This is a genomic window from Micromonospora sp. NBC_01655, from assembly GCF_026339755.1.
GTDB lineage: Bacteria > Actinomycetota > Actinomycetes > Mycobacteriales > Micromonosporaceae > Micromonospora.
In genome coordinates, this window is the sequence record NZ_JAPEQF010000001.1 from 321,202 (window position 1) to 343,715 (window position 22,514).

Genomic DNA, 22,514 nt, shown 5'->3' on the forward strand with positions numbered 1-22,514 from the left:
GCCAGGTGGCGACCGGTCGGCGAGCCCGGGGTGTCAGGCTAACAAGAGGTCACGGCGGGACCAGCAGGGGTTCGTCGAGAGTCAGGAGGCTCCTTCGTGTACGACGTGGTGCTGCTCACCCTCGGCTCGGAGCGGGACGCTCCCGGCGGGGGCTGCGGCAGCGGCGAAGCCTGCTGCGGCGGTGCCACCGGGGACGCCCCCGAGCGGGCCGAGGAACGGTGCGAGACCCCCCGGGTGCCGGTGCTGGCCTGCGCGGACGCGCTGACCGCCCGGGGCGCCCGGGTGGAGATGGTCACCGCCCGCTCGGACGCGGAGATCGACGAGGTGCTGGCCCGGCTCGACGGCCCACCCCGGCCCGACGGCCTCACCTGGCCCGACCCCGACTCGAAGACCCGCCTGGTCGTCGCCACGGCCAGCGACGGCCAGTTGCGCGCCGTCGTGCGCCGGCTCGTCCGGCGGTACGCCCCACCGCCCAGCCGCCGCCCAGCCGACCTGCCCGGGAACCGTACGGTGCCGGACCTGCCGCCGGTGGGCGTACTCCCGCTCGATCCGGCCCGGGGCGGCGGGCACCGTGACCTGGCGGCGCAGCTCGGGCTGCCGCGCGACCCGGCTGCCGTGGCCGCCGCGGTGCTGGACGGCGCCCCCCGCCGGCTCGACCTGCTGCGCAACGACGGCGGCTCGGTGACGCTGGACGGCGCGCTGCTCGGCGCCGCCGACGACGCCGGCCGGCCGCTGCACTGGCGGGGCCGGGTCGAGGTCGACGACGCCGTGCTCTCGGCGGGCGACGATCCCCTCCTGGCCTGCGCCATCGGCAACGCGGGCGGGTACGCCCGACTCGACGGGCTGCCCCTGCTCACCGCCGGAGACCCGACGGACGGCGTGGTCGAGGTTGCGGTGGCCGTTCCCGTGGTGACCCGCTCGGCGTTGGGCAGGAAGCGGGTGCGGTTCGAGGTACGCCGGGCGCGGGGGCGGGCGGTGGCCGTCATCCCGCGCGACGAGCGGGTGCCCTACCTCGACGACGGGGTCGAGGGGGAGCTGAGCCGGAAGCGGTCGTGGTGGACCGAACCGGGCGCCTGGGCGGTCTGGACGGCCTGACCAACTTCCCCGGCGGTCCGCGGTGGCGACGCCCCGACCCGGGTACGGCCACCGGGCCGGGTACGGCCACCGGGCCGGGTACGGCCACCGGGCCGGGTACGGCCACCGGCACGCTGGGGGTGTCCGGGGAGCGACTCCGGGCGCGGGCGGGGCTGGCGGAGATGCGGGCGGGGGCCGGCGGAGATCGGCGTCGATGGCCGCCGGTTCGGCCCCGGGGCCTATCCTCGGCAGAAGGAATGGGGAGGAACCGTCGTGGACGACAACGCCGACCGGGTCCACGTACCCGGCCAGCAGCCGGCTCCGGAGCGGGACATCGAACCGCTCTGGCCGCCGGAACCGACCGATCCCGGGCCGGCCGACTCCGGCCCCACGTGGGCCGTGGGCACGCCCCACCAGCCGACACCCCAGCAGGCGACACCCCTTCCACCGGTCCCCGGGCCGGGGCCCGCCGCGCAGAGCGCGTACCCGTCGTTGACCGCCTCGCCGGCCGCGCGGCCCGGGACGGGGGAGTGGGACGCGTACCCGCCCGCCGCCGCGCCACAGACGGGCTACCCCGAGGCCGGGCCGCAGGACGGGTACCCCGTGGTTGGACCGCAGGACGGGTACCCGGCTGCTGTCGGGCCACAGGGTGGGCAGGCCGGGTTCGACCAAGGCCACGACCAAGGCCACGACCAAGGCCACGGCCACGGCCGGAGCGTGCCGGGGCCGGACGGATGGGTGGCGGACGGATCGGACGGGTGGCCGCCGGTGCCGTCGGAGACCGCGTGGGCGCCGCCGCCCGTGGGCGGCGTACCGGCCCCACGGGTCGGGCACCCGACGCCCGGGCCGGTGGATCTACACCTGCCCTTCACCCTGGACGAGCCGGCCACCGCGCTCCCGGCCCCGCCCACCGCCCCGACCCCGTCCGGGCGGCCGGTGGACCCGTTCGGGGCGGACGACCCGTCGACACCGCCGACGCCCGCGCCCCCGGTGCCAGTCCCGGTGGCGACAGTCCCACCGGCGGCCGGCCCGACCACCCCCCAGGTGACCGACTCGACGACGGTCGCCGACTCGACGACGGTTCCAGGCCCGGCTACGGGCGGCGGACCGGATACGGGCGGCGGACCGGGGGCGGGCGGGGCTCCCGCCGGCGGTGGGCCGACCGCGCTCACCGGCCCGCCGGCGAGTGGCGGGCCACCGGTGCCGGGCCCGGACGACGACGGGCCGGAGCGGGTGGCCCGGAACGCTGCGGCGGCAGGACCGGCCCGGGCGACCGGGAACGGCACCGGCGAGCGGAACGGAACGACCGGTGGGTCGGTGCCGGAGTCGAACGACGGGGCGCGGGGGGCGGCCGAGTCCCCGTGGGCGCTGCCACCGAGGCGGCCCAGCCCGGGCGGACCGGAGCCGGCCCGGCGACCCGACGGGACGGCGGCGGGCGGGACCGAGGCGGGCGACCGGCCCGGCGGGACGGGGCAGGAAGGCCCGGGGCCGGACGCCGGTGGGCGTACGACCCCCGGTCCGGCGGGAACTGCGGCGCACCCGCCGGGGCCGTTCCCGCCGGTGATGAACCCGCCCGGGCCGCTGCCCCCGACCCCCTATCCGCCAGCCACCGACGGCACGCCGGCCGACCCGTACGCCGCTGGTCCACCGGCAGCCGGCCCGTACGCCGCCCGAGGGTCGGCGGCCGTGCCGGGCCCGCCGGCGGGGTGGGGGTCGGGATCACAGCCCGGCCCGGCGGCCCCGCCGGACCCGGCCCGGCCGGCGCAACCGGGACCGCCCCGGCCCGACCAGCCGCTCGCCGGGCCGGGGCAGCCCGGCCCCGGGCCCCTGGACGCGGGGCAGCCGGGCTGGTACCCCCCGGGCTGGCCGCAGCCCGGCCAGCCGCCGGTGGCCCCGGTGACGCACCCGCCGTACCACGAGGCGGACGGGGTGACCCGGGTGCCGTCCGGGTACCCGGACGCGGGCTGGACGCCGGACTTCGGGACCGCGCCGACCGCCGAGGACTTCGCTCGCCGCCGGCAGGTCCGCCCGGCCGACCCGGTGGCCACGATGGGCGTACGGGCGGTGGTGAACAAGACCGGGCTGATCAAGCTGCCGCCGGGGCGGCACGAGCAGGAGTTGCGCCGCGACATCGAGATGGTGCGCCGCAACTTCGGCGGGCTGCGCCAGGTGACCGTGGTCAACCCGAAGGGCGGCGCGGGCAAGACCGTGGCGATCCTGCTGCTCGCCATGACGTTCGGGCAGAAGCGCGGCGGGTACGTGCTGGCCTGGGACAACAACGAGACCCAGGGCACCCTCGGGATGCGCGCCCAGCAGGACTTCCACTCCCGTACGGTGCGCGACATGTTGCGCGACCTGGGCCAGTTCCAGGGTGCCCACGGGCGGGTCGGCGACCTGTCGCAGTACGTCCGCTCGCAGGGCGAGGGGATGTTCGACGTGCTCGCCTCGGACGAGTCGGCCACCGGCGGGGAGATGCTCACCGCGGCGGCGTTCGCCGAGATCCGGGAGGTGGTCAGCCGGTTCTACAAGCTGATCTTCGTGGACACCGGGAACAATGTCCGGGCGCAGAACTGGCAGGCCGCGATGGACGCCACCGACCAGCTCGTGGTGACCATGTCGGCGCGCAACGACTCGGCGGAGACCGCCGCCCGGATGCTCGACCACCTGGAGCAGAGCGGCCGGCATCGGCTCGTCCGGCAGGCGGTGACGGTGGTGTCCATGCCACCCTCGCGCAAGGAGATCGACCTGCCGGCCATCCAGGAACACTTCGCGGCCCGGACCCGGGCGGTGCTGCTGGCCCCGTACGAGCGGTTGATCGACACCGGCGAGCCGATCCGCTACGGAGGGCTCTCCTCGGCCACCCGGGACGCCTGGTTGAAGATCGCCGCATCGGTCGCCGAGGGGCTCTGAGCAGCGCGACGGCCGGCCCGACACCCGCCGGGCCGGCCGTCGCACCGGCTCGCAGGGATCAGGCGCCGGCCAGGGCGTCGCCGGCGGCGGGGTCGCAGTCGCGCAGGAACTGGGCGCAGCGGGCCGCCTCGTCGGCCTCGCCGATCTCGCCGGCGGCCCGGGAGAGCACGTACAGGCAGCGCAGGAAACCCTGGTTCGGCGCGTGCGACCAGGGCACCGGGCCGTGCCCCTTCCAGCCGCTGCGGCGCAGCTGGTCCAGGCCCCGGTGGTACCCGGTCCGGGCGTACGCGTACGCCGGGACGACCTGGCCGGCGGCCAGGGCGCGGCCCGCGAGCGCGGCCCAGCCGGCGCTGTAGGTCGGGAAGCGGGCCGCGACCTCGGCGTACGCCTCGTCGGTGCCGGCCTCGGTGGCGGCGGCGAGCGTCGCGTCGGCCTCGTCGTGGACCGGCAGGAGGGTGGCCGGCGGCTCAGGCAACAGGTTCTGCATCGTCCCATTCAACCCGCTTCGCTCTACGCCGCGCGAGCGGGTCGGCAGACCCGGCTGGCTGAACGGTTGAGGCATTGGTCACGCCTGCGGCTCCATGCCGGGAGACCTGCGGCCCATGCCGCCGGGAGCGGTTCTCCACTACAACTATTGGTCCGGAGCCTCCCCAGGACCCGGTTACGCAGGAGCCCGGTGGCCTCGCCACCGGGCTCCTGTCGTCCGGCGGGCCGGCGGGCGGGTCTGGCGGGTTGCCCCGGGCGGGCAGGATGGGCTGGTGCCGACCCCACCTCCCGCGGACGTCATCTCCCCGCACGACACCAGCGCCACCGAGATCGAGACCCGCAGCGCCTTCGAACAGCGGTTGACCACCGGCACCCTGGCCGGGCTGACCGTCCAGGGCCTGCGCCTGGACCTCGACCCGGTCCCCGACCTCACCGGGACGGAGGTGACCGGCACCCTCTTCGTCGGCTGCCGCTTCGCCTCCCGCGAGGTGGGCGCCGACCTGGTGCGGCGCGGCGCGAACGTGGTGCCGCCCTTCTCCGGGCTGCCGTACCCGACCCAACCGTCGCACCTCTACACCCCGGACGAGCTGGCCGCCGGCTTCGTCGAGGGCGGCTTCGCGAACATGTACGACACCCGCGTGTACGCGCACTTCCGGGCGCACGGTGGCGCGCTGCCGGACGTCAAGGAGGCGCTCGGCCAGCGGCTGCACGACCACGGTGTGGACAACGCGCTGGCCGACGCCACCCGGACCTGGCTGGCCGCGTACGGCCCGCAGTCGGTGGTCGGCGTGATGGGCGGGCACGCCGTGCGGCGGGGCAGCGCGCCGTACCGGATGGCGGCGGTGCTGGGCTGGGAGCTGGCCCGGGCCGACCGGCTGGTGGTGACCGGCGGCGGGCCCGGCGTAATGGAGGCGGCCAACCTGGGCGCGTACCTGTCGAGCCGGCCGGCCGAGGAGCTGACGGCGGCGATCGACCTGCTGGCGACCGCGCCGGACTTCACCGACCACGAGCGCTACACCGCCGCCGCGCTGGAGGTCCGGGTCCGGTACGGGGCGCCGCCGGCCGTGCCCCGGCAGCGCGGCGCCGACCTGGACTGGGCGCGTGCCGGCGGGCTCGCCATCCCCACCTGGCTGTACGGGCACGAGCCGGCGAACCTGTTCGCCGGGCGGATCGCCAAGTACTTCTCGAACGCGATCCGGGAGGACACCATCCTGCGGCTGGCCAGGGGCGGGATCGTCTTCGCGCCCGGCCGGGCCGGCACGGTGCAGGAGGTGTTCCAGGCGGCGACGAAGACGTTCTACGGCACGGACGGGGCCAGCGGCGCGTACGTCTTCCTGGACCGGGCCTACTGGACGACGGAGCTGCCGGTCGAGGCGCTGCTGCACCCGCTGCTGGCCACCTCGCCGTTCGGCGACCTCTCCGGCACCGTGCACCTCACCGACGACGTGCGGGAGGCGGTCCGGGTGTTGACCGGCGGCTGACCCCCTGCGACGACGACGGCCGGCCCCCTCCCGGGGTGCCGGCCGTCGTGTCGTACGGGTGGGTGTTACTTCATCCTGGTGCCGGTGGAGCGCAGGTGCTCGCAGGCCTCGACGACGCGGGCGGAGAGCCCGGCCTCGGCGAGCTTGCCCCAGGTCCGCGGGTCGTACTGCTTCTTGTTGCCGACCTCGCCGTCGACCTTGAGCACGCCGTCGAAGTTGCGGAACATGTGCTCGGCGACCGGCCGGGTGAAGGCGTACTGGGTGTCGGTGTCGATGTTCATCTTCACCACGCCGTAGTCCAGCGCCTCGCGGATCTCGGACAGCAGCGAGCCGGAGCCGCCGTGGAAGACCAGGCTGAGCGGCTTGTCCTTGCCGTACTTGGCGCCGACCGCCTCCTGGATCTGGTTGAGGATCTCCGGGCGGAGCTTGACGTTGCCCGGCTTGTAGACGCCGTGCACGTTGCCGAAGGTCAGCGCCGCCATGTAGCGGCCCTTCTCGCCCAGTCCGAGGGCCTCGACCATGGCCAGGCCGTCCTCGACGGTGGTGTAGAGCTTGTCGTTGATGGCGTTCTCGACGCCGTCCTCCTCGCCGCCGACGACGCCGACCTCGATCTCCAGGACGATCTTGGCCTGGGCGGCCTGGTCGAGCAGCTCTGCGGCGATCTCCAGGTTCTCCGCCACCGGCACGGCCGAGCCGTCCCACATGTGCGACTGGAACAGCGGCTCCTGGCCGGCGGCGACCCGCTCCTTGGAGATCTGCATCAGGGGCCGGACGAACTTGTCCAGCTTGTCCTTCGGGCAGTGGTCGGTGTGCAGGGCGATGTTGACCGGGTACTTCTTGGCCACCTCGTGGGCGTACGCGGCGAACGCCACGGCGCCGGTGACCATGTCCTTCACGGACGGACCGGACAGGTACTCCGCGCCACCGGTGGAGACCTGGATGATGCCGTCGCTCTCCGCGTCGGCGAAGCCCTTCAGTGCCGCGTTCAGCGTCTGGGAGGAGGTCACGTTGATCGCGGGGTACGCGTACCGGCCCGCCTTGGCGCGGTCCAGCATCTCCGCGTAGGCCTCGGGGGAAGCGATGGGCATGTCGAACGCTCCTTACTTACCGCTGTCGGCCGTACTGGCCGCTGTCTACCGTGGGTGCGCCGGACCGCGCTGTCCTCCGTCGGAAGTATCCCGTAGGAGGCGGCCACAGGCACAACCGACCCTTGGCCCGCCCGAGGCGTGGGCCGGTGACCGGAGCGTCGGGCCGCCCGCACGCCGACTCACCGGGCCCCCCACCGGTCCGGCACGGCGACGCTGATCAGCCAGCTCACCACGGCCATCACGATGGCCCCCCAGAAGGCGGCCCAGAAGCCGTCCACCCGGAACGGCAGGTCCAACTGCCGGGCGATCCAGTCGGTCAGCAGGAACAGCAGCGCGTTGACCACCAGCGCGAACAGCCCCAGGGTCAGCAGGTAGAAGACGCAGCCCACCACCTTGATCACCGGCTTCAGCACGGCGTTGACCACGCCGAAGATCAGCGCCACCACCACCAGCGTGAGCGCCGTGTGGCCGCCGTATCGGCCGCCCACCTCGACGCCGGGCACGACCAGGGTGGTGATCCACAACGCGATCGCCGTGATCGCCAGCCGGATCAGGAAACCCACCACCCCATCCTGGCACCGCCGGCCGGGCCCGGAGGGGCGATTCCGCCGACTCGGCTTCTTCCGGCTCCGAGCGCACACCCGGGCCAGCCCGTACGGTGTGGGTAGCTTTCCACCGGAATCAGGGAGGGACGATGGGTCAGCCAGACGAGGACTTCACTCCGAGCGACCACCTCGCTCCGGAGGAGCGGGACCCGGAGGCGTCCCCGGCCGACGCCGTGGAGCAGGCCGCCTCGACCGACCCGGCCGACGGTGAGCAGGAGCCGAGCCGGGGCCTGGAGGTCGACGACTGGGACGCCATGGAGCAGGCCCGGGTGGTCGCCCCCGACGAGGACGACTACCGCTGAGCCCGTTCCACACTCCGGGATCAAGTCGCACCGGTAGGGCAGGGCCGGCTGCACGTTGCGGCAGCAGTGATCGGCCGTTCGGATCGTTCGGGAATCGCGTGGGGGTTCGGGGTGACCTGGGAACTTAAGTAAACCTTAAGATCCACGGACTCCACCTGATTCCCCCACGGGAGGAACCCCCCAATGTTCAAGCACTCGACTCGGCGCTGGCTGGCCGGGCTCGGCGTCGCAGGCGTGTTCGTCGCCGCCTCCGCCACCCCCGCCGTCGCCGCCCCGACCCCCGCCGACGCGCAGGCGGCTAAAGGCTTCGACCTCTACGCGAACGACGTCATCGTCGCTCCAGGCGGCCCGGAGAAGTTGGTCTCGCTCTATTCTCTGATCAGCCAGCCACTCACCGAGTACACCGTCAAGGTGGACCGGAGCGGCGTCGACGGCTTCGCCGAGGTCCAGAAGCCAGTCGGCTACGGCTCCTGCACAGAGACAGGCGCCGTCCTGACCTGCACCGTCAAGGACGACCAGGAACCGGATCTCGACCTGCTCTCCCTTGTGGTACTGCCCAGGAAGAAGGCCAAGGCGGGGCAGGAGGGTGAGCTCGCGTTCACCGTCACGACCCCAGGCTCCGGATCGACCAGCTTCCGTTCCACCGTCTCGGTCGGCGAAGGGGTCGACCTGGTGTCGGAGCCGTTCGTCTACCTGGACGGCAAGCCCGGCGCCACTGTGAAGTCGCCACTGACGGTCGGCAACCAGGGCGACAAGACCGCCAAGGGCATGGTGCTGTTCTTCTTCGGCTCATACAGCCTCACGCCCTCCAAGCGGTACTCGAACTGCGAGTACGTCAAGGACGACTTCGACGTGAACGCCTTCGCCTGCACCCTCGACAGCAGCCTGGAGCCGGGTGCCGGCCTGAAGCTGGACGACTCGTTCGGCTTCGCCGTCCCCGGCGACGCGTGGGCGCCGAACAGGGACTACGGCTTCGCAATCTGGTTCACGCCCGCCGACTGGAAGGCGGTCCGGGCCGAGGTGCCGACCGCCGGCGAGCTGGGAGAGAAGGGCACCGACGGACTCCTCGGGCTGGAATCGGTCAGCACCCCACAGGTGCTGTCCCGCGCCGCGCAGACCGACGTGGACCCGTACAACAACGAGACGATGCTCCAGCTCACGGTCAAGGGCAACCAGAAGGCGGACGTGGCCGCGAACGGCGCCACGCTGCACGGCAAGGTCGATAAAACCGTTCCGCTCACGGTGGGCTTCACCAACAACGGGCCGGCGGCGATCAACGCGGGCGGCGAGCAGGGCATGGCCACGATGGCGCTGGTGACGCTGCCCAGGGGTGCCAGAGTCGTCGAGGCCCCCGAGTACTGCGCGGACGCCGAGGGTGAGTTCGGTGAGGACTCCGGCAAGCCCGGGGGCACCGCGTACGCCTGCTTCGTGCCGCAGGTGGTCAACAAGGGTAAGAAGGCGGAGTTCCGGTTCTCGGTGCGTATCGAGAAGGCAGGCACCTCGGTCGGCAAGATCGAGCTGTGGCACGGTGGCCCGGACGAGCGCCGCGCCAAGGACCTGAACCCGGGCAACGACACCGCCAAGATCCTGTTGAACTCCGGTGACGGCGGCCAGGGCGGCGGCGGGTCGCTGCCGATCACCGGCACCTCGACCGGCCTGCTCGCTGGCATCGGCGGCCTGCTGCTCGTGGCCGGTGTCGGCGGCTACCTGGTGGCCAAGCGCCGCCGGACCCGCTTCGTCGCCTGACCCACCGGTATCACCGGTGCCCCGCCGACCCACCCGGGTCGGCGGGGCACCGTCGTTTCCCGACCGTGGCAGACGAAAACGGGTCGGCGCAAGATCGAAGTCCCTGACACCATGGGCGCGTGCTGCTCACCCTGACCACCACCCACCGGCCGGCGACCGACCTCGGGTACCTGCTGGTCAAGCACCCGGACCGGGTGCACTCCTTCGAGCTGCCCGTCGGCGTCGCGCACGTGGTCTACCCCGAGGCGGACGAGCGGCGCTGCACCGTCGCCCTGCTGGTCGACGTGGACCCGCTGCGGCTGGCCGGCGGCCGGGGTCGCGGCCGGAGCCAGCCGAGCGCCCCGGACAGCTTCACCCTCGGCCAGTACGTCAACGACCGGCCGTACGCCGCGTCGAGCTTGCTCGCCTCGGCGCTGGCCAGGGTGTTCCGGTCCGCCCTGCGCGGCGAGTCGCGGGACCGGCCGGAGCTGGCCGCCGCCGCGATCCCGCTGGAGGTCCGGGTGCCCGTGCTGCGCTGCCGGGGCGGTGCCGACCTGGCCGCCCGGGTGTTCGCCCCGCTGGGCTGGGCGGTGGCGGCCGACCCGATCCCGCTCGACGAGACGTACCCGGACTGGGGCGACAGCCGGTACGTCGACCTGACGCTGACCGGCACGCTGCGGCTCGCCGACGCGCTGAACCACCTGTACGTGCTGCTGCCGGTGCTCGACGACGCGAAGCACTACTGGGTGGCGCCGGACGAGATCGACAAGCTGCTCCGGGCGGGCGCCGGCTGGCTGGCCGGTCACCCGGAGCGGTCCACCATCACCCGCCGTTACCTGGCCCACCGCCGGGCCCTGGCCGGGGAGGCCATGGCCCGCCTCGCCGAGCAGCGGCTGGCCGAGGAGCCGCCGGCCGACAGCGTGGCCGAGGCCGACGGCGGGGAGGCTCCGCACCGGCCGTCGCTGGCGGCGCGCCGCCGGGAGGCGGTGCTCGCCGCCCTCGCGGCCAGCGAGGCGAGCCGGGTGCTGGACCTCGGCTGCGGTGGCGGCGCGCTGCTCGCCGCGCTGGTCGGCGACCGCCGGTACACCGAGATCGTCGGCACCGACGTGTCCGCCCGGGCGCTCGCGCTGGCCGCCCGCCGGCTGGGGCTGGACCGGCTGCCGGAGCGGCAGCGGGACCGGATCCGGCTGTGGCAGTCCGCCCTGACCTACCGGGACGACCGGCTACGCGGGTACGACGCGGCGGTGCTCATGGAGGTCGTCGAGCACGTCGACCCGTCGCGCCTGCCGGCGCTGGAGGACGCGGTGTTCGGCCACGCCCGGCCCGCCACCGTCGTGGTGACCACGCCGAACGCCGAGCACAACGTCCGTTACGAGGGGCTGGAGGCGGGCCGGTTCCGGCACCCGGACCACCGCTTCGAGTGGACCCGGGCGGAGTTCGCCGGCTGGGTCGACCGGGTCACCGCCACGCACGGGTACGCCGCGACGATCGGCGGGATCGGCGACGACGACCCCGAGGTCGGCGCCCCCACCCAGCTCGCCGTGTTCACCACGACGCCGACGAATGCCACGACGCAGACGACCGCACCGAAGGAGGCGGGCCGATGATCGACATCCCCGAACTGGCCCTGGTGGCGCTGGTCGGCGTCTCCGGTTCCGGCAAGTCCACCTTCGCCCGACGGCACTTCGCCCCGAGTCAGGTGCTCTCCTCCGACACGTTCCGGGCACTGGTCGCCGACGACGAGAACGACCAGTCGGCGTCGGCGGACGCGTTCGACGCGCTGCACCACGTCGCCGGGATCCGGCTGCGGCGCGGCCGACTCACCGTCGTGGACGCCACCAACCTCCAGCCACACGCCCGCGCCGGGCTGGTCCGGGTGGCCCGGGAGCACGACGTGCTGCCGGTGGCGATCGTGCTGGACGTGCCGGAGGCGCTGGCCTGGGAGCGCACGGAGGCCCGCGCCGACCGCACCTTCGGCCGGCCGGTGCTGGCCCAGATGCAGCGGGACCTGCGCCGGTCGTACGGGCAGCTCGCCCGGGAGGGGTTCCGCAAGGTGCACGTGCTGCGCGGCGTCGAGGAGATCGACGCGGCGGAGATCCGGTACGAGAAGCTGTTCAACGACCGGCGGGAGCTGACCGGGCCGTTCGACATCGTCGGCGACATCCACGGCTGCCGCGAGGAACTGGAGGCGCTGCTGCTCCGGCTGGGCTACGGCCTGCGCCGCGACGACGCGGGCCGCCCGGTGGACGCGGTGCCCCCGGCTGGTCGTACCGCGGTCTTCGTGGGTGACCTGGTGGACCGCGGCCCGGACTCCCCCGGGGTGCTCCGCCTGGTGATGGGCATGGTGGCGGCCGGGCACGCGATCTGCGTGCCCGGCAACCACGAGCAGAAGCTGCTGCGCAAGCTGCGCGGCCGGGACGTGCGGCTCACCCACGGCCTGGCCGAGACGATGGCCCAACTGGAGGCGGAACCGGCGGAGTTCGTCGCGGAGGTCGCGGCGTTCGTCGACGGCCTGGTCAGCCACTTCGTGCTCGACGGCGGACGGCTGGTGGTGGCGCACGCCGGGCTCAAGGAGGAGTACCAGGGTCGGGCGTCGGGCCGGGTCCGGTCGTTCGCGCTGTACGGGGAGACCACCGGCGAGACCGACGAGTACGGCATGCCGGTGCGCTACCCGTGGGCGCGCGACTACCGGGGCTCGGCCATGGTCGTGTACGGGCACACGCCCGCCCTGGAGCCGGAGTGGGTGAACAACACCATCTGCGTCGACACCGGCTGCGTCTTCGGCGGGAAGCTGACCGCGCTGCGGTACCCGGAGCGGGAACTGGTCTCCGTCGGCGCGGTGCAGGAGTGGTACGCCCCGGTCCGGCCGCTGGTCACGCCGGCCCCGGCCCGCCCGGACGCGGTGCTGGACCTGCGCGACGTCGCCGGTCGCCGGCACGTCGAGCACCCGTACGGGACGCTGACCGTGCCGGCGGAGAACGCCGCCGCCGCGCTGGAGGTGATGAGCCGGTTCGCGGTCGACCCGCGCTGGCTGACCTGGCTGCCGCCGACGATGGCGCCGTGCTCGACGTCGACCGTCGACGGGTTCCTGGAGCACCCGGCGCAGGCGTTCGCCGACTACCGGTCGGCCGGCGTCGACCGGGTGGTCTGCGAGGAGAAGCACATGGGCTCGCGGGCCGTGGTGCTGGTCTGCCGCGACCCCGACGGCGGCCCGTTCGGGCCGGGCGGCGGCGTGGTGCACACCCGCACCGGCCGGCCGTTCTTCGGCCCGCCGCTGGACGGCGAGCTGCTCGACCGGGTCCGGGCGGCGGTGACCGCGGCGGGACTGTGGGCGGAGTTGGACACCGACTGGCTGTTGCTGGACTGCGAGCTGCTGCCCTGGTCGGCGAAGGCCGGCGGGCTGATCCGCGAGCAGTACGCGAGCGTGGGCGCGGCCGGCCGGGCCGCCCTGCCGGCGGTGCTGGCCACCCTGGACGCGGCGGCCGGCCGGGGCCTGCCGGTCGGGGAGCTGCGGGAACGGATGGCCGCCCGCTCCGCGGAGGTCGAGGCGTACTCGGCGGCCTACCGGGCGTACGTGGCGCCGACCGACGGGCTGCGCGGGGTGACCCTCGCCCCGTTCGTGGTGCTCGCCTCCGCCGGTGCCAGCCACGCCGACCGGGACCACGGCTGGCACCTCGACCTGGCCGACCGGCTGTGCGCCGCCGACCCGGGGTTCTTCACCCCCACCCGGCGGCGGGTCGTCGACCTGGCCGACGCCTCGGCCGAGGCCGACGCCACCGACTGGTGGCTGGCGCTGACCGCCGGCGGCGGGGAGGGCATGGTGGTCAAGCCGTACGCCGGGCCGGCCGCCCGGTCGTCGCGGGGGTCGCTGCTCCAGCCGGGGATCAAGTGCCGGGGCCGGGAGTATCTGCGGATCATCTACGGCCCCGGGTACACCGGGCCCGAGCAGCTCACCGCGCTACGCCGGCGGTCACTGGGCCGCAAGCGGGGGCTGGCCCTGCGGGAGCACGCCCTCGGGCTGGCCGCCCTGGACGCGCTGGCGGCGGGCGCCCCGCTGTGGCGCCGCCACGAGCTGGTCTTCGCCGTCCTGGCCTGCGAGTCCGAGCCGGTCGACCCCCGCCTGTGACGCACCGGCCCGGGTGGACCGGGGCGGTGCGGGCCGGGGGTGGGACCGGGGTTCGGTAGCCTGTGTGGCCGTGGACACAGCAGAGAAGGCACGAGCGGTCGTCGAGACCGTCGCCCTGAACCCGCTCGACCCGAAGGACCTGCTCCAGACCTTCGGGCTGCTCGGCGTCTGGGTGATCCTGTTCGCCGAGACGGGCCTGCTCGTCGGCTTCTTCTTCCCGGGCGACTCGCTGCTGTTCCTGGCCGGCGTCGCCGCGTCGCCCGTGGCGGACGCGATCTTCGGCGACGGCACCCGGCTGTCCCTGGTCGGGCTGCTGATCGGCGGGCCGATCTGCGCGATCGTCGGTGCCCAGCTCGGGCACTGGCTCGGCGCGCGGTACGGCCGGCGGATGTTCGAGCGCCCCAACTCCCGCCTCTTCAAGCGGGAGTACGTGGAGAAGGCGGAGTACTACTTCCAGAAGTTCGGCCCGGCCAAGGCGGTGGTACTGGCCCGGTTCATCCCGATCGTCCGCACGTTCCTCAACCCGGTGGCCGGGGCGCTCGGCATGCCGGCCAGGCAGTTCCTGCTCTGGAACGTCGTCGGCGCGATCCTCTGGGTGGATGGCATCCTGCTGATCGGCTACCTGCTCGCCGAACAGATCTACAACGCGATCGGCGACAAGATCGACCGGTACATCCTGCCGGTGGTCGCGCTGATCATCGTGATCTCGGTGCTGCCGATCTTCTTCGAGTTCCTCCGCGACCGGCGCGCCCGCAAGCGCGGCGAGGTGATGACCGTGGTGGCGGCGGCCAGCGCCGCCGGCGCAGTGGAGGCCGTCCGGGACACCGTCGAGCAGCACCACCAGCACCCCGACCGGCCGCAGCAGCACGGTGGTCAGCAGCAGCCGTACGGGCAGCAGCCGCCGCACGGTGGTGGGCGGTGGCCGGAGCAGGGCGAGGGCCGCTGACGGCGCGAGCCGACACGCGCCGATGGCCGGTCCCCGCAGCGCGGGGACCGGCCATCGGTCAGTCGTGTCGAATCGACGGCGGACGGATCAGCGAAGTAGCTGCTGGTGACGCGGGCAGGCGTCACCGTCCGGTGGTGGCGCCACCCCTGGCACGCCACCCGATGCCGACCCGAGGTGGGACGGCCGGAACAGCAACCTCGTCAGCGGGCCTTCTTGGTGGCCCGCTTGCGCGGCGGGGTCAGCAGATCCGCGATCGTGGCGATCGCGGACGGCACCAGCCGGTAGTACGCCCAGACACCGCGCTTCTCCCGCTCCAGCAAGCCGGCCTCGGTGAGGATACGCAGGTGGTGACTGACCGTCGGCTGGGAGAGGCCGAGCGGTGCGGTCAGGTCGCACACGCACGCCTCGCCCTCGGGCGCCGACTGGATCAGGCTGAGCAGCCGCAGCCGGGCGGGGTCCGCGAGGGCCTTGAGGACCCCCGCGAGCCGCTCGGCGTCGGCACGTTCGATCGGCTCGCCGGCAAGCGGCGAGATCTGAGGCATGGTCATTTCAGCCAACGCAGTTCCCACGTATTCCATCCTTCCACCAGCAGCATCGATCCGCCTGCATATCAGCAGATCCGAATCGGCAAACTTTTAGGCCACAAGGCCGAGGTCAGCCAACGTATAGGCCGCCCGATACGGCAGTCCGGCGGCTCGCACCGCGTCGCCGGCGCCGCGATCAACAATAACCGCCACACCCACCACTTCGGCCCCGGCCTCGCGCAGTGCCTCCACTGCGGTCAGCACGCTGCCACCTGTGGTCGACGTGTCCTCGACCGCCAACACCCGCCGTCCGGCCACGTCCGGTCCCTCGATGCGGCGTTGTAGACCATGAGCCTTACCCGCTTTACGGACGACGAAAGCATCGAGCGACCGGTCGGTCGTCGACGCGGCGTGCAGCATTGCGAGGGCGACGGGGTCGGCACCCAGGGTCAGGCCGCCGACGGCGTCGTACTCCCAGTCGGAGGTCAGGTCGAGCAGCACCCGACCGACCAACGGTGCGGCCTGGTGATGGAGCGTGACACGCCGCAGATCGACGTACCAGTCCGCCTCCTGGCCGGAGGAGAGCACCACCCGCCCGTGGACCACGGCCAGGTCGGTGATGAATTTACGCAGGTCGTCGTGGTCCCCCATGGCGATAGAGGGTACTGCGCAACTCTGGGAGCCGTGTGTGGGGTCCACCCCGGTCAGTCCTGCGGGCGACCGATGGTTGGCGATGTTCGGCTACTCTGTGCGACTGCCGCCGCCGAGCCGGGCCGGACGCGTCCCGTCGGGGCCGCCGGCCGGCGCTGCGCCGCAGGTCAGCCGGCGCGGCGGTCGTCGCGACCGCGGGTGTCCCGGACGAACAACCGCAGCAGGCTGCGGGGCGCGTGCCGGACCCCGGCGACGGCCAGCTTGTAGCGCCGCGACGGAACGCTTACCGAGCGGCCTTTCCGCAGGTCACGAAGGGCTTCGTCGACCACCTGGTCAGCCTGGAGCCACATGAACCCGGGAGTGCCGGACAGGTCGATGCCGAGCCGCTCGTGCGCGCCGGTGCGGGTGTAACCAGGACACAGGGCCATCACGCGCACCCCGGAGGCGGCGGTGGCCAGGTCGACGGACTCGCTGAACGCGGTGACCCACGCCTTGCTGGCCGGGTACGTCGAGCCGGGCATCACCGGCCCGAAGCCCGCGACCGAAGAGACATTTATCACTGCCCCGTGGCCCCGGCGGGTCATCGGGCCGACCGCGGCGAGGGTCAGCCGCAGCACGGCGTGCACGTTCAGCCGCAGCAGGCGGGACTCGTCGGCGACCGAGGAACGCAGGAAGGGCTGGTTGAGGCTGATCCCGGCGTTGTTGACCAACAGCTCGACCGGGCTGCCCTCGGCCAGCCGGCGTTCCACGTCGGCGCAACCGTCGTCGGTGGACAGGTCGGCCGCGATCACCTCGACCGGATGGCCGTACCGGCCGGTCAGCTCGGCGGCGACCGCCGCCAGCCGGGCGGCGTCGCGCGCCACCAGCACGAGGGCCCAGCCGTCAGCGGCCAGCCGGCGCGCGAACTCCGCGCCGATGCCGGCGGTCGCGCCGGTGACCAGCGCGCGGCGCTCGGCGGGAACCTGCTCTGCCGTCACGGGTGTCCTCAGCGGATCGGGTACGGGGGCACGGCCGGCGGGGGGCCGGTCGGGATTGGCGCGGGGCGGCCTCGGCGGAACCACGCGTTGGCGGCCGGCAGGGCCAGCAACGCGGTTACCACAAGGTAGCCGAGCACCTGGCCGACGGAAAGGGCCGCGTTGACCGGAATCCACCAGGACGGATAGGCGTTGTCGAGCAGGCCGAGCAGCTCGGCGGTGGTGGCCTGGTCGCTCCCGGACAGCCGCAGCGGGACGGCCCGCTGGCCGACCAGCACCGCGAGCCCGCAGCAGCCGACGGCCAGGCCCAGCCCGCAGACCACCCAGGTCGCCATCCGGGCCCCGGGCCGGCCGGCGAACAGGCCGGACGCCAGCCCGACGAGCACCACGCCGACCAGAACGGTCAGCACCGCCGAGAGCACCACCGCCAGCCGCAGCAGGGTGACCAGGCCGTCGGCCTCCCCGGAACCGGCGGTGGTGCCGGCCGCCGCCGCCCGGAACCGGTCGACAGTGCCACCGAGGGCGACCAGGCCGGCGACCGCGTAGGCCAGCGCGCCGACGGCCATCAGCACCAGCACCGCCGCCGCCAGCCCCACCGCCGCCGGGCGACGGGACGGCGCCTGATCGGGGTACGACACGACAGATCCCTCCGGTAGGCGTCCGTGTGGAACCTACTCGGAGGGATCGTCTGTGTCGCCGTTATCCGGCGCACCCCGCCCGCCGCCCGGGCTGCGCCGGCCGGCGGGCGGGGTGGTGGCCGGTGCTCAGTCCGACGACGACGAGCCGCCGCCGGAGGACGATCCGGAGTCCCCGCCGCCGCCCGTGGACGGCCCGGAGTCACCACCGCTCGTGGACGGCCCCGAGTCGCCCCACTGGCCCGGCCCGGACGGGTCCGGCCGGTCGGACGAGGACGGCCCCGGGGTCGGCTGGTCCGGGTACGGACTCGGCTGGTCCGGGGAGGACGGACCAGGGGTCGCGTGCGGGTAGCTCGGCTGGCCGGGCTGGCCCGGACCGTGCGGGTAGCCGGGTGCCGCCGGGTAGCCGGGGGTCTGCGGATACGCCTGGGCCTGCGGGTAGCCCGGATTCTGCGGGTAGGCCGGGTAGGCGGCGCCCGGGACCGGGGGCTCCCAGCCCTGCTGCGGCTTGCGGAAGAACGCGTTCGCCGCAGGCAGGGCCAGCAGGATCAGCGCCGCCAGCAGGGCCAGCAGGGCGACGACGGCGAGCAGGGTGCTGACCGGGGTCAGCCACGAGGGCAGTTCCTGCTCCAGGCGGCGCTGGATCTCCTCCGGGCTCGGGGCGTTGCCGGAGGTCTGGCCGCTGCCGGCGAAGCCGCCGGCGAGCCCGCTGATCAGGTTGCCGCCGGTGCAGCAGACCAGGATGCCGCCGACCACCCAGGTGGTGATCCGGGCGCCGTTGCGGCCCCGGTTGTTGAGCATGGCCAGCACCACCAGCCCGATCCCGATGAGCAGGACCAGGATGGCCCCACCGACGCCGACCGCGACGGTGAAGTCCGCCAACGCGTCGGCGCCGTTGGCGTCGGTGCCCGAGTACGCGTCGTGCAGCACGTCTCGGGTGGTGCCGATGGTGACCAGCGTCAGGATCAGCTGGATCACCTGGATCGCGGCGACGAGGATCAGCAGGTAGCTGGAGATGGTGACGACGGCCGGACGTGTCCGGGCCGGCGGTGGACTGTGGGGGTCGACCACGGTGCTCCTTCCCTGGAGTCGGGCCCACACCGTATCCAGTACAGGCCAGGCCGGCACGTCAGACGGAGTGGGGCGCGCCGGAGGCGGACGCGGGCCGGTCGACTTCGCGGCGCAGCCGCCGGTGCTCGGCGGTCACCACGGCGAGCAGGAACAGGTCGGCGCCGACCGCGGTGACCGCGCCGAACTGGTTGACCGTGAAGTTGAAGATCTGCCCGAACAGCAGGTCGACCAGGAGGGCCAGCTTGAACAGCCGGAACGCGTCGACCCGGTCCCGGCGCAGCCGGAACGCTGCCGTGACGCTGAGCACGGCGGTGATCAGGGCGGACGCCGAGGAGCCGAGCAGCGCCCCCCACTCCCGCTGCTCGTCCAGCGCGCCGGTCACCCCGTCCACCAGCACCCCGAGCACGGTCACCGCCGGCTCCACCACCAGGTAGATGACCACCAGGCTGACCACCCAGCGCTGGACGGTCAGCCCGACGACGATCCGGCGGAGCCGGGCCAGCCAGGGCTGCCAGAACCGGGGTGGCGGCGGCTCCCGGCGGGGCACCGCGTCGAGCAGCCCGGCCACGGCGGCCTCGGTCAGCGCCCCGGAGCCCCGGGCGAGCCGGAGCACCTCGGCCCGCCGCCGGTCGGTGAGCCCGTCGATCAGCCCGCCGAGCACGGCGTCCAGGGCGTTCGCCGTGCGCTCGGCGGGGAGCAGCCGGGTCCGGCCGCGCACCGCCTGGGTGATGACCACGAGCAGGGCGAAGACGCCGTAGATGATGCCGGCGGCCGGGGCGTAGAAGTAGTCCGTCCCGGTGGTCACGAACTTGCCCACCTCGTCGATGAACAGGCCGAACCCGACGCCGCCGAGGATCGCCCCGGCCATCCGGGCCACACCGCCGAGGAAGACCAGTGCCACGCCGAGGCCGGCGGTCATCAGCAGGCCGCCCCAGAGCACGTGGGCGATGTGCAGGCTGCCGCCGCCGAGCTGCGGGTAGCCGGTGGCCCGCAGGTACGCCCGGGTGAGCAGCACGGTGGCCACCCCGGAGAGGACGAACGCCTGGAGGTACGCCGCCGCAGCCTCCGCCCGGGGCGGCATCCAGCGGCGCCGCGAAGGTCCGCGCACCATTGCCCCGACGTTAGTAGCCACGCCACTCGGCGCGGGCGTACTCCAGCACCCTGGGCCGCAACAGGGTCGAGGCGGGGACGTCGACGCGCCCCCGGTCGGCGGGGAAGTTCGCGGCCGACGCCAGCGTCCCGGCGGTGAGGAAGCGCAGCCCCGGCGCGTCGGCCGGCAGCGCCAGCCCCGGCGGGGTGCCCCCCGGCGCGGCGAGCACGAACCCCCAGTCGCCGAAGCTCGGCACGTCGACGTGGTACGGGACAGTGGCGAAGCCGGCCTCCCGCACCGACGCCTCGATCGACCAGTACGACCGGGGCGCGAAGTACGGCGAGCCGGACTGCACGACCAGCCGCCCGCCCTCGGCGAGCACCGACCGGACCAGCTCGTAGAACTCGACGGTGTAGAGCTTGGCGGTGGCCGTCTCGTCCGGGTCGGGCAGGTCGGCGACCACCACGTCGAACCGCTCGGTGGCGGCGCGCAGCCAGCCGAACGCGTCGACGTTGACCACCCGCACCCGGGGGTCGGCGAACGCGTCGCCGTTGAGCCGGCGTAGCTGCGGCTCGCTGCGGGCCAGCGCCACCACCGCCGGGTCGAGGTCGACCACGGTCACCCGGCGCACGTCGGGGTAGCGCAGGATCTCCCGGACCGCGAGCCCGTCCCCGGCGCCGAGCACCAGCACCTCGCCACGCGGGCCGTTCAGCGCGGGGTGCACCAGCGCCTCGTGGTAGCGATACTCGTCGATCGAGCTGAACTGGAGGTCACCGTTGAGGAACAGCCGCAGGTCGGTGTCGGCGTGGCCGGCCTCCCGTACCGAGCGGGTGAGCACGATCTCCTGGTACCGGCTGCGCTCGGCGTGCACCACCGGGTCCCGGTAGAGCTGCTGCCGGGCGGTCACCTCGAAGTCGTGGGCGGTGATCCAGGCGTAGGAGAGGCAGAGGGCGACCACGACGGAGCCGGCGCCGACCGCGATCCGCGCCCGGCGGCTCAGCTCGGCGCGGAACACCGTGCAGACCAGCGCGACGCCGGCCACCGCGTTCACCGCGCCGACCACCAGGGCGCCCTTGAGCTGGCCGAAGACGGGCATCAACAGGAACGGGAAGGCGAGCCCGCCGAGCAGCGCGCCGACGTAGTCGGCGGCGAACAGGTCGGCCACCGCGCTGCCGGCGGACTGCTCCCGGATGCGTTGCAGCATGACCATCAGCAACGGGATCTCCGCGCCGATCAGCAGTCCGAGCACGAACGCGGTGCCGACCAGCGCCGGGCCGTACAGGTCGAGCCAGGCGAAGGCGGCGTAGAGGCCGAGCACCGACAGGCCGCCGAGCAGGGCCAGGGCCAGCTCCACCACGGCGAACGCGGCGGCGGCCCGGGACTGCAACGGCTTCGCGGCGAGCGCGCCGACGCCCATCGCGAAGACCATCACGCCGAGCACGATCGACGCCTGCCCGACGGTGTCGCCGATCAGGTAGCTGCCCAGCGCGACCAGAGCCAGCTCGTAGACCAGGCCGCAGGCGGCGCAGACGAAGACCGCGACCAGCACCGCCGCGCGGGACAGCCGCCAGCGCGGCCGGGCGGCGGGACCGCCGTCGGCCACCGCCGGCGCCTCGGTGGTCACGCCTTCCCCCGGGTACGCCCGGCGGGCGTCCGGGTGCGCTGCCGGCTGCGCTGCACGAACCCGACGGTGAACAGCAGCGCGGTGACCAGCAGCAACCCGGCGGCGGCCAGCAGCCAGCCCCAGCGGTCCCGCCAGAAGTCGCTGCCGGCGTCGGGCAGCGGGGCCGCCGGCGCGCCCGGCGCGGCGGTGGGGGCGGCGGCGGGCTCGGCCAGGCCGGCCTCGGCGACCAGCAGCGGCAGCGCCACGGCGGCCCGGCAGACCGCCCAGCCGGGGTCGTCGACGAAGGCGTCGTCGTCCAGGCCGAACCGTTGCAGTCCGTTCTCCACGGCGTACAGGTCGGCCCGGTCGATGTCGGTCGAGCCCGTCACGTCGACAGTCGCCGAGTCACTGCTCTCGCTGCTCTCCGAGGTGTACCTGACCTCGGCGGCCACCTCGACCCAGCGCGGGCAGGCCGGGTTGTCGGCCACGGCCACCCCGTCGCCGAGGTTCGAGCCGACGCTGACCACGGAGCCGTAGTAGCTCTCCAGCCGCCAGCCGTAGCAGATGCCCTGGCTGGTGGCGGCCTGGGCGAGGATCGGCACGGTGTCCGCACGCTCGTCGGCTGCGGGCGCGGGGACGGTGGTGTCACCGGAGTCGCCGTTCAGGACGCCGATGCCGATGCAGCCGCCGACCACGACGACGGTGACCAGGCCGACGATCCAGCCGGCGGCGGCCGAGGAGGACCCCTTCACCGTCGGCTTGCCCGGCCGGCCGTGGCCCGGGTGATCCGCGGCCATCAGCTGATCGCGGCGGCGATGATCGCGCCGGTGGCGAGGTGCACCACGGCCGACACCCACACTGCGGGGTGCGGCTCCGGGTCGACGAGCAGCTCGCCGAGCCGGCCCGGGGTCACCGCGTCGAGCAGCAGGAACGCGGCGGCCATGATGACCAGCCCGACGATCCCGTACGCCGCCGCGCCGACCAGGCCGATGACGAAGTCGTCCTCGCTGGCCACGATCGCGGCGACCACGATGGTGCCGACCCCGAGCAGGTTGGAGGAGAGCAGCAGGGCGGCGTTGCGGTTGCGCTCGGTCCAGATCAGCTCGTGGAGCTTGCCGGGGGTGGCCACGTCGACCAACCCGTAGCCGACGCCCATCAGGACGACGCCGACCACGCCGTAGGCGAGGGTGACCAGCAGATCGATGACGAGATTCTGCACAGGG

Annotated in this window: 20 protein-coding genes; 8 read left to right on the plus strand and 12 right to left on the minus strand. The window is 74.0% G+C overall.

What is annotated here, in order from left to right:
* The first annotated feature begins 96 nt into the window (after positions 1-96).
* The gene (locus OOK41_RS01655; protein ID WP_266262584.1) at positions 97-1,095 is read left to right on the plus strand and encodes a hypothetical protein; all 999 of its coding nucleotides are present in this window, start codon (positions 97-99) and stop codon (positions 1,093-1,095) included.
* 915 nt (positions 1,096-2,010) lie between these two features.
* On the plus strand, positions 2,011-3,984 hold the full coding sequence (locus OOK41_RS01660) for a chromosome partitioning protein (RefSeq protein WP_266267708.1): 1,974 nt from the start codon (positions 2,011-2,013) through the stop codon (positions 3,982-3,984).
* A gap of 58 nt (positions 3,985-4,042) precedes the next feature.
* Here the strand turns inward: OOK41_RS01660 and OOK41_RS01665 are convergent, their stop codons facing one another.
* Positions 4,043-4,471: a DUF3151 domain-containing protein gene (locus tag OOK41_RS01665; protein ID WP_266262586.1), complete on the minus strand. Its 429-nt coding sequence runs from the start codon at positions 4,469-4,471 to the stop codon at positions 4,043-4,045.
* A gap of 271 nt (positions 4,472-4,742) precedes the next feature.
* Here OOK41_RS01665 and OOK41_RS01670 point away from each other — a divergent pair, with 271 nt between their 5' ends.
* Positions 4,743-5,951: an LOG family protein gene (locus OOK41_RS01670; protein WP_117667975.1), complete on the plus strand. Its 1,209-nt coding sequence runs from the start codon at positions 4,743-4,745 to the stop codon at positions 5,949-5,951.
* Positions 5,952-6,016: 65 nt separating this feature from the next.
* On the opposite strand, the gene fbaA is transcribed toward OOK41_RS01670, so the two are convergent.
* Positions 6,017-7,039, minus strand: coding sequence for a class II fructose-bisphosphate aldolase (gene fbaA / locus OOK41_RS01675; protein ID WP_266262589.1), 1,023 nt, complete (start codon positions 7,037-7,039; stop codon positions 6,017-6,019).
* Between the two features lie 179 nt (positions 7,040-7,218).
* Positions 7,219-7,602: a phage holin family protein gene (locus OOK41_RS01680; RefSeq protein ID WP_266262591.1), complete on the minus strand. Its 384-nt coding sequence runs from the start codon at positions 7,600-7,602 to the stop codon at positions 7,219-7,221.
* A gap of 131 nt (positions 7,603-7,733) precedes the next feature.
* Here OOK41_RS01680 and OOK41_RS01685 point away from each other — a divergent pair, with 131 nt between their 5' ends.
* From OOK41_RS01685 to OOK41_RS01705, 5 genes are all read left to right on the plus strand, one after another.
* Positions 7,734-7,946 carry a hypothetical protein gene (locus OOK41_RS01685; protein ID WP_117667979.1) on the plus strand — a complete coding sequence of 71 codons (213 nt, stop codon included), beginning with the start codon at positions 7,734-7,736 and terminating at the stop codon, positions 7,944-7,946.
* A 183-nt stretch (positions 7,947-8,129) separates the two neighbouring features.
* Positions 8,130-9,692 carry an LPXTG cell wall anchor domain-containing protein gene (locus OOK41_RS01690; protein ID WP_266262592.1) on the plus strand — a complete coding sequence of 521 codons (1,563 nt, stop codon included), beginning with the start codon at positions 8,130-8,132 and terminating at the stop codon, positions 9,690-9,692.
* Between the two features lie 119 nt (positions 9,693-9,811).
* Positions 9,812-11,278, plus strand: coding sequence for a 3' terminal RNA ribose 2'-O-methyltransferase Hen1 (locus OOK41_RS01695; RefSeq protein ID WP_266262593.1), 1,467 nt, complete (start codon positions 9,812-9,814; stop codon positions 11,276-11,278).
* Positions 11,275-13,797 (plus strand): polynucleotide kinase-phosphatase, encoded by a 2,523-nt coding sequence (locus OOK41_RS01700; protein ID WP_266262594.1) that lies wholly within the window; start codon positions 11,275-11,277, stop codon positions 13,795-13,797. Before OOK41_RS01695 ends, OOK41_RS01700 begins: the two co-directional genes overlap by 4 nt.
* A gap of 64 nt (positions 13,798-13,861) precedes the next feature.
* On the plus strand, positions 13,862-14,743 hold the full coding sequence (locus OOK41_RS01705; RefSeq protein ID WP_266262595.1) for a DedA family protein: 882 nt from the start codon (positions 13,862-13,864) through the stop codon (positions 14,741-14,743).
* 200 nt (positions 14,744-14,943) lie between these two features.
* On the opposite strand, the gene OOK41_RS01710 is transcribed toward OOK41_RS01705, so the two are convergent.
* From OOK41_RS01710 to OOK41_RS01750, 9 genes are all read right to left on the minus strand, one after another.
* A complete protein-coding gene (locus OOK41_RS01710) occupies positions 14,944-15,321 on the minus strand; it encodes a helix-turn-helix transcriptional regulator (RefSeq protein ID WP_007454255.1) in 378 nt (125 codons plus the stop codon).
* 57 nt (positions 15,322-15,378) lie between these two features.
* Entirely contained in the window at positions 15,379-15,918 is a 540-nt protein-coding gene (pyrE, locus tag OOK41_RS01715) for an orotate phosphoribosyltransferase (protein WP_117668022.1), read from the minus strand.
* A gap of 167 nt (positions 15,919-16,085) precedes the next feature.
* Complete coding sequence (locus OOK41_RS01720; RefSeq protein ID WP_266262606.1) at positions 16,086-16,895, minus strand: SDR family oxidoreductase; 810 nt, start codon at positions 16,893-16,895, stop codon at positions 16,086-16,088.
* An 8-nt stretch (positions 16,896-16,903) separates the two neighbouring features.
* Complete coding sequence (locus tag OOK41_RS01725) at positions 16,904-17,530, minus strand: hypothetical protein (protein WP_266262607.1); 627 nt, start codon at positions 17,528-17,530, stop codon at positions 16,904-16,906.
* Positions 17,531-17,656: 126 nt separating this feature from the next.
* A complete protein-coding gene (locus OOK41_RS01730) occupies positions 17,657-18,598 on the minus strand; it encodes a hypothetical protein (RefSeq protein ID WP_117667985.1) in 942 nt (313 codons plus the stop codon).
* Positions 18,599-18,656: 58 nt separating this feature from the next.
* Positions 18,657-19,679 carry a hypothetical protein gene (locus OOK41_RS01735; protein ID WP_117667986.1) on the minus strand — a complete coding sequence of 341 codons (1,023 nt, stop codon included), beginning with the start codon at positions 19,677-19,679 and terminating at the stop codon, positions 18,657-18,659.
* Positions 19,680-19,719: 40 nt separating this feature from the next.
* Positions 19,720-21,312: a polyamine aminopropyltransferase gene (locus OOK41_RS01740; RefSeq protein WP_266262608.1), complete on the minus strand. Its 1,593-nt coding sequence runs from the start codon at positions 21,310-21,312 to the stop codon at positions 19,720-19,722.
* The gene (locus OOK41_RS01745) at positions 21,309-22,091 is read right to left on the minus strand and encodes a hypothetical protein (RefSeq protein ID WP_323136251.1); all 783 of its coding nucleotides are present in this window, start codon (positions 22,089-22,091) and stop codon (positions 21,309-21,311) included. Before OOK41_RS01745 ends, OOK41_RS01740 begins: the two co-directional genes overlap by 4 nt.
* Positions 22,088-22,510 (minus strand): DUF350 domain-containing protein, encoded by a 423-nt coding sequence (locus OOK41_RS01750; RefSeq protein ID WP_117667987.1) that lies wholly within the window; start codon positions 22,508-22,510, stop codon positions 22,088-22,090. Before OOK41_RS01750 ends, OOK41_RS01745 begins: the two co-directional genes overlap by 4 nt.
* Positions 22,511-22,514: the final 4 nt, after the last annotated feature.

Bases quoted from the DNA above. Each gene is read 5' to 3' on its own strand.
- OOK41_RS01710 (WP_007454255.1), bottom strand. From the start codon at position 15,321: ATGGAATACGTGGGAACTGCGTTGGCTGAAATGACCATGCCTCAGATC.
- OOK41_RS01665 (WP_266262586.1), bottom strand. From the start codon at position 4,471: ATGCAGAACCTGTTGCCTGAGCCGCCGGCCACCCTCCTGCCGGTCCAC.
- OOK41_RS01685 (WP_117667979.1), top strand. From the start codon at position 7,734: ATGGGTCAGCCAGACGAGGACTTCACTCCGAGCGACCACCTCGCTCCG.
- pyrE (WP_117668022.1), bottom strand. From the start codon at position 15,918: ATGGGGGACCACGACGACCTGCGTAAATTCATCACCGACCTGGCCGTG.
- OOK41_RS01735 (WP_117667986.1), bottom strand. From the start codon at position 19,679: ATGCCGCCCCGGGCGGAGGCTGCGGCGGCGTACCTCCAGGCGTTCGTC.
- OOK41_RS01690 (WP_266262592.1), top strand. From the start codon at position 8,130: ATGTTCAAGCACTCGACTCGGCGCTGGCTGGCCGGGCTCGGCGTCGCA.
- fbaA (WP_266262589.1), bottom strand. From the start codon at position 7,039: ATGCCCATCGCTTCCCCCGAGGCCTACGCGGAGATGCTGGACCGCGCC.
- OOK41_RS01700 (WP_266262594.1), top strand. From the start codon at position 11,275: ATGATCGACATCCCCGAACTGGCCCTGGTGGCGCTGGTCGGCGTCTCC.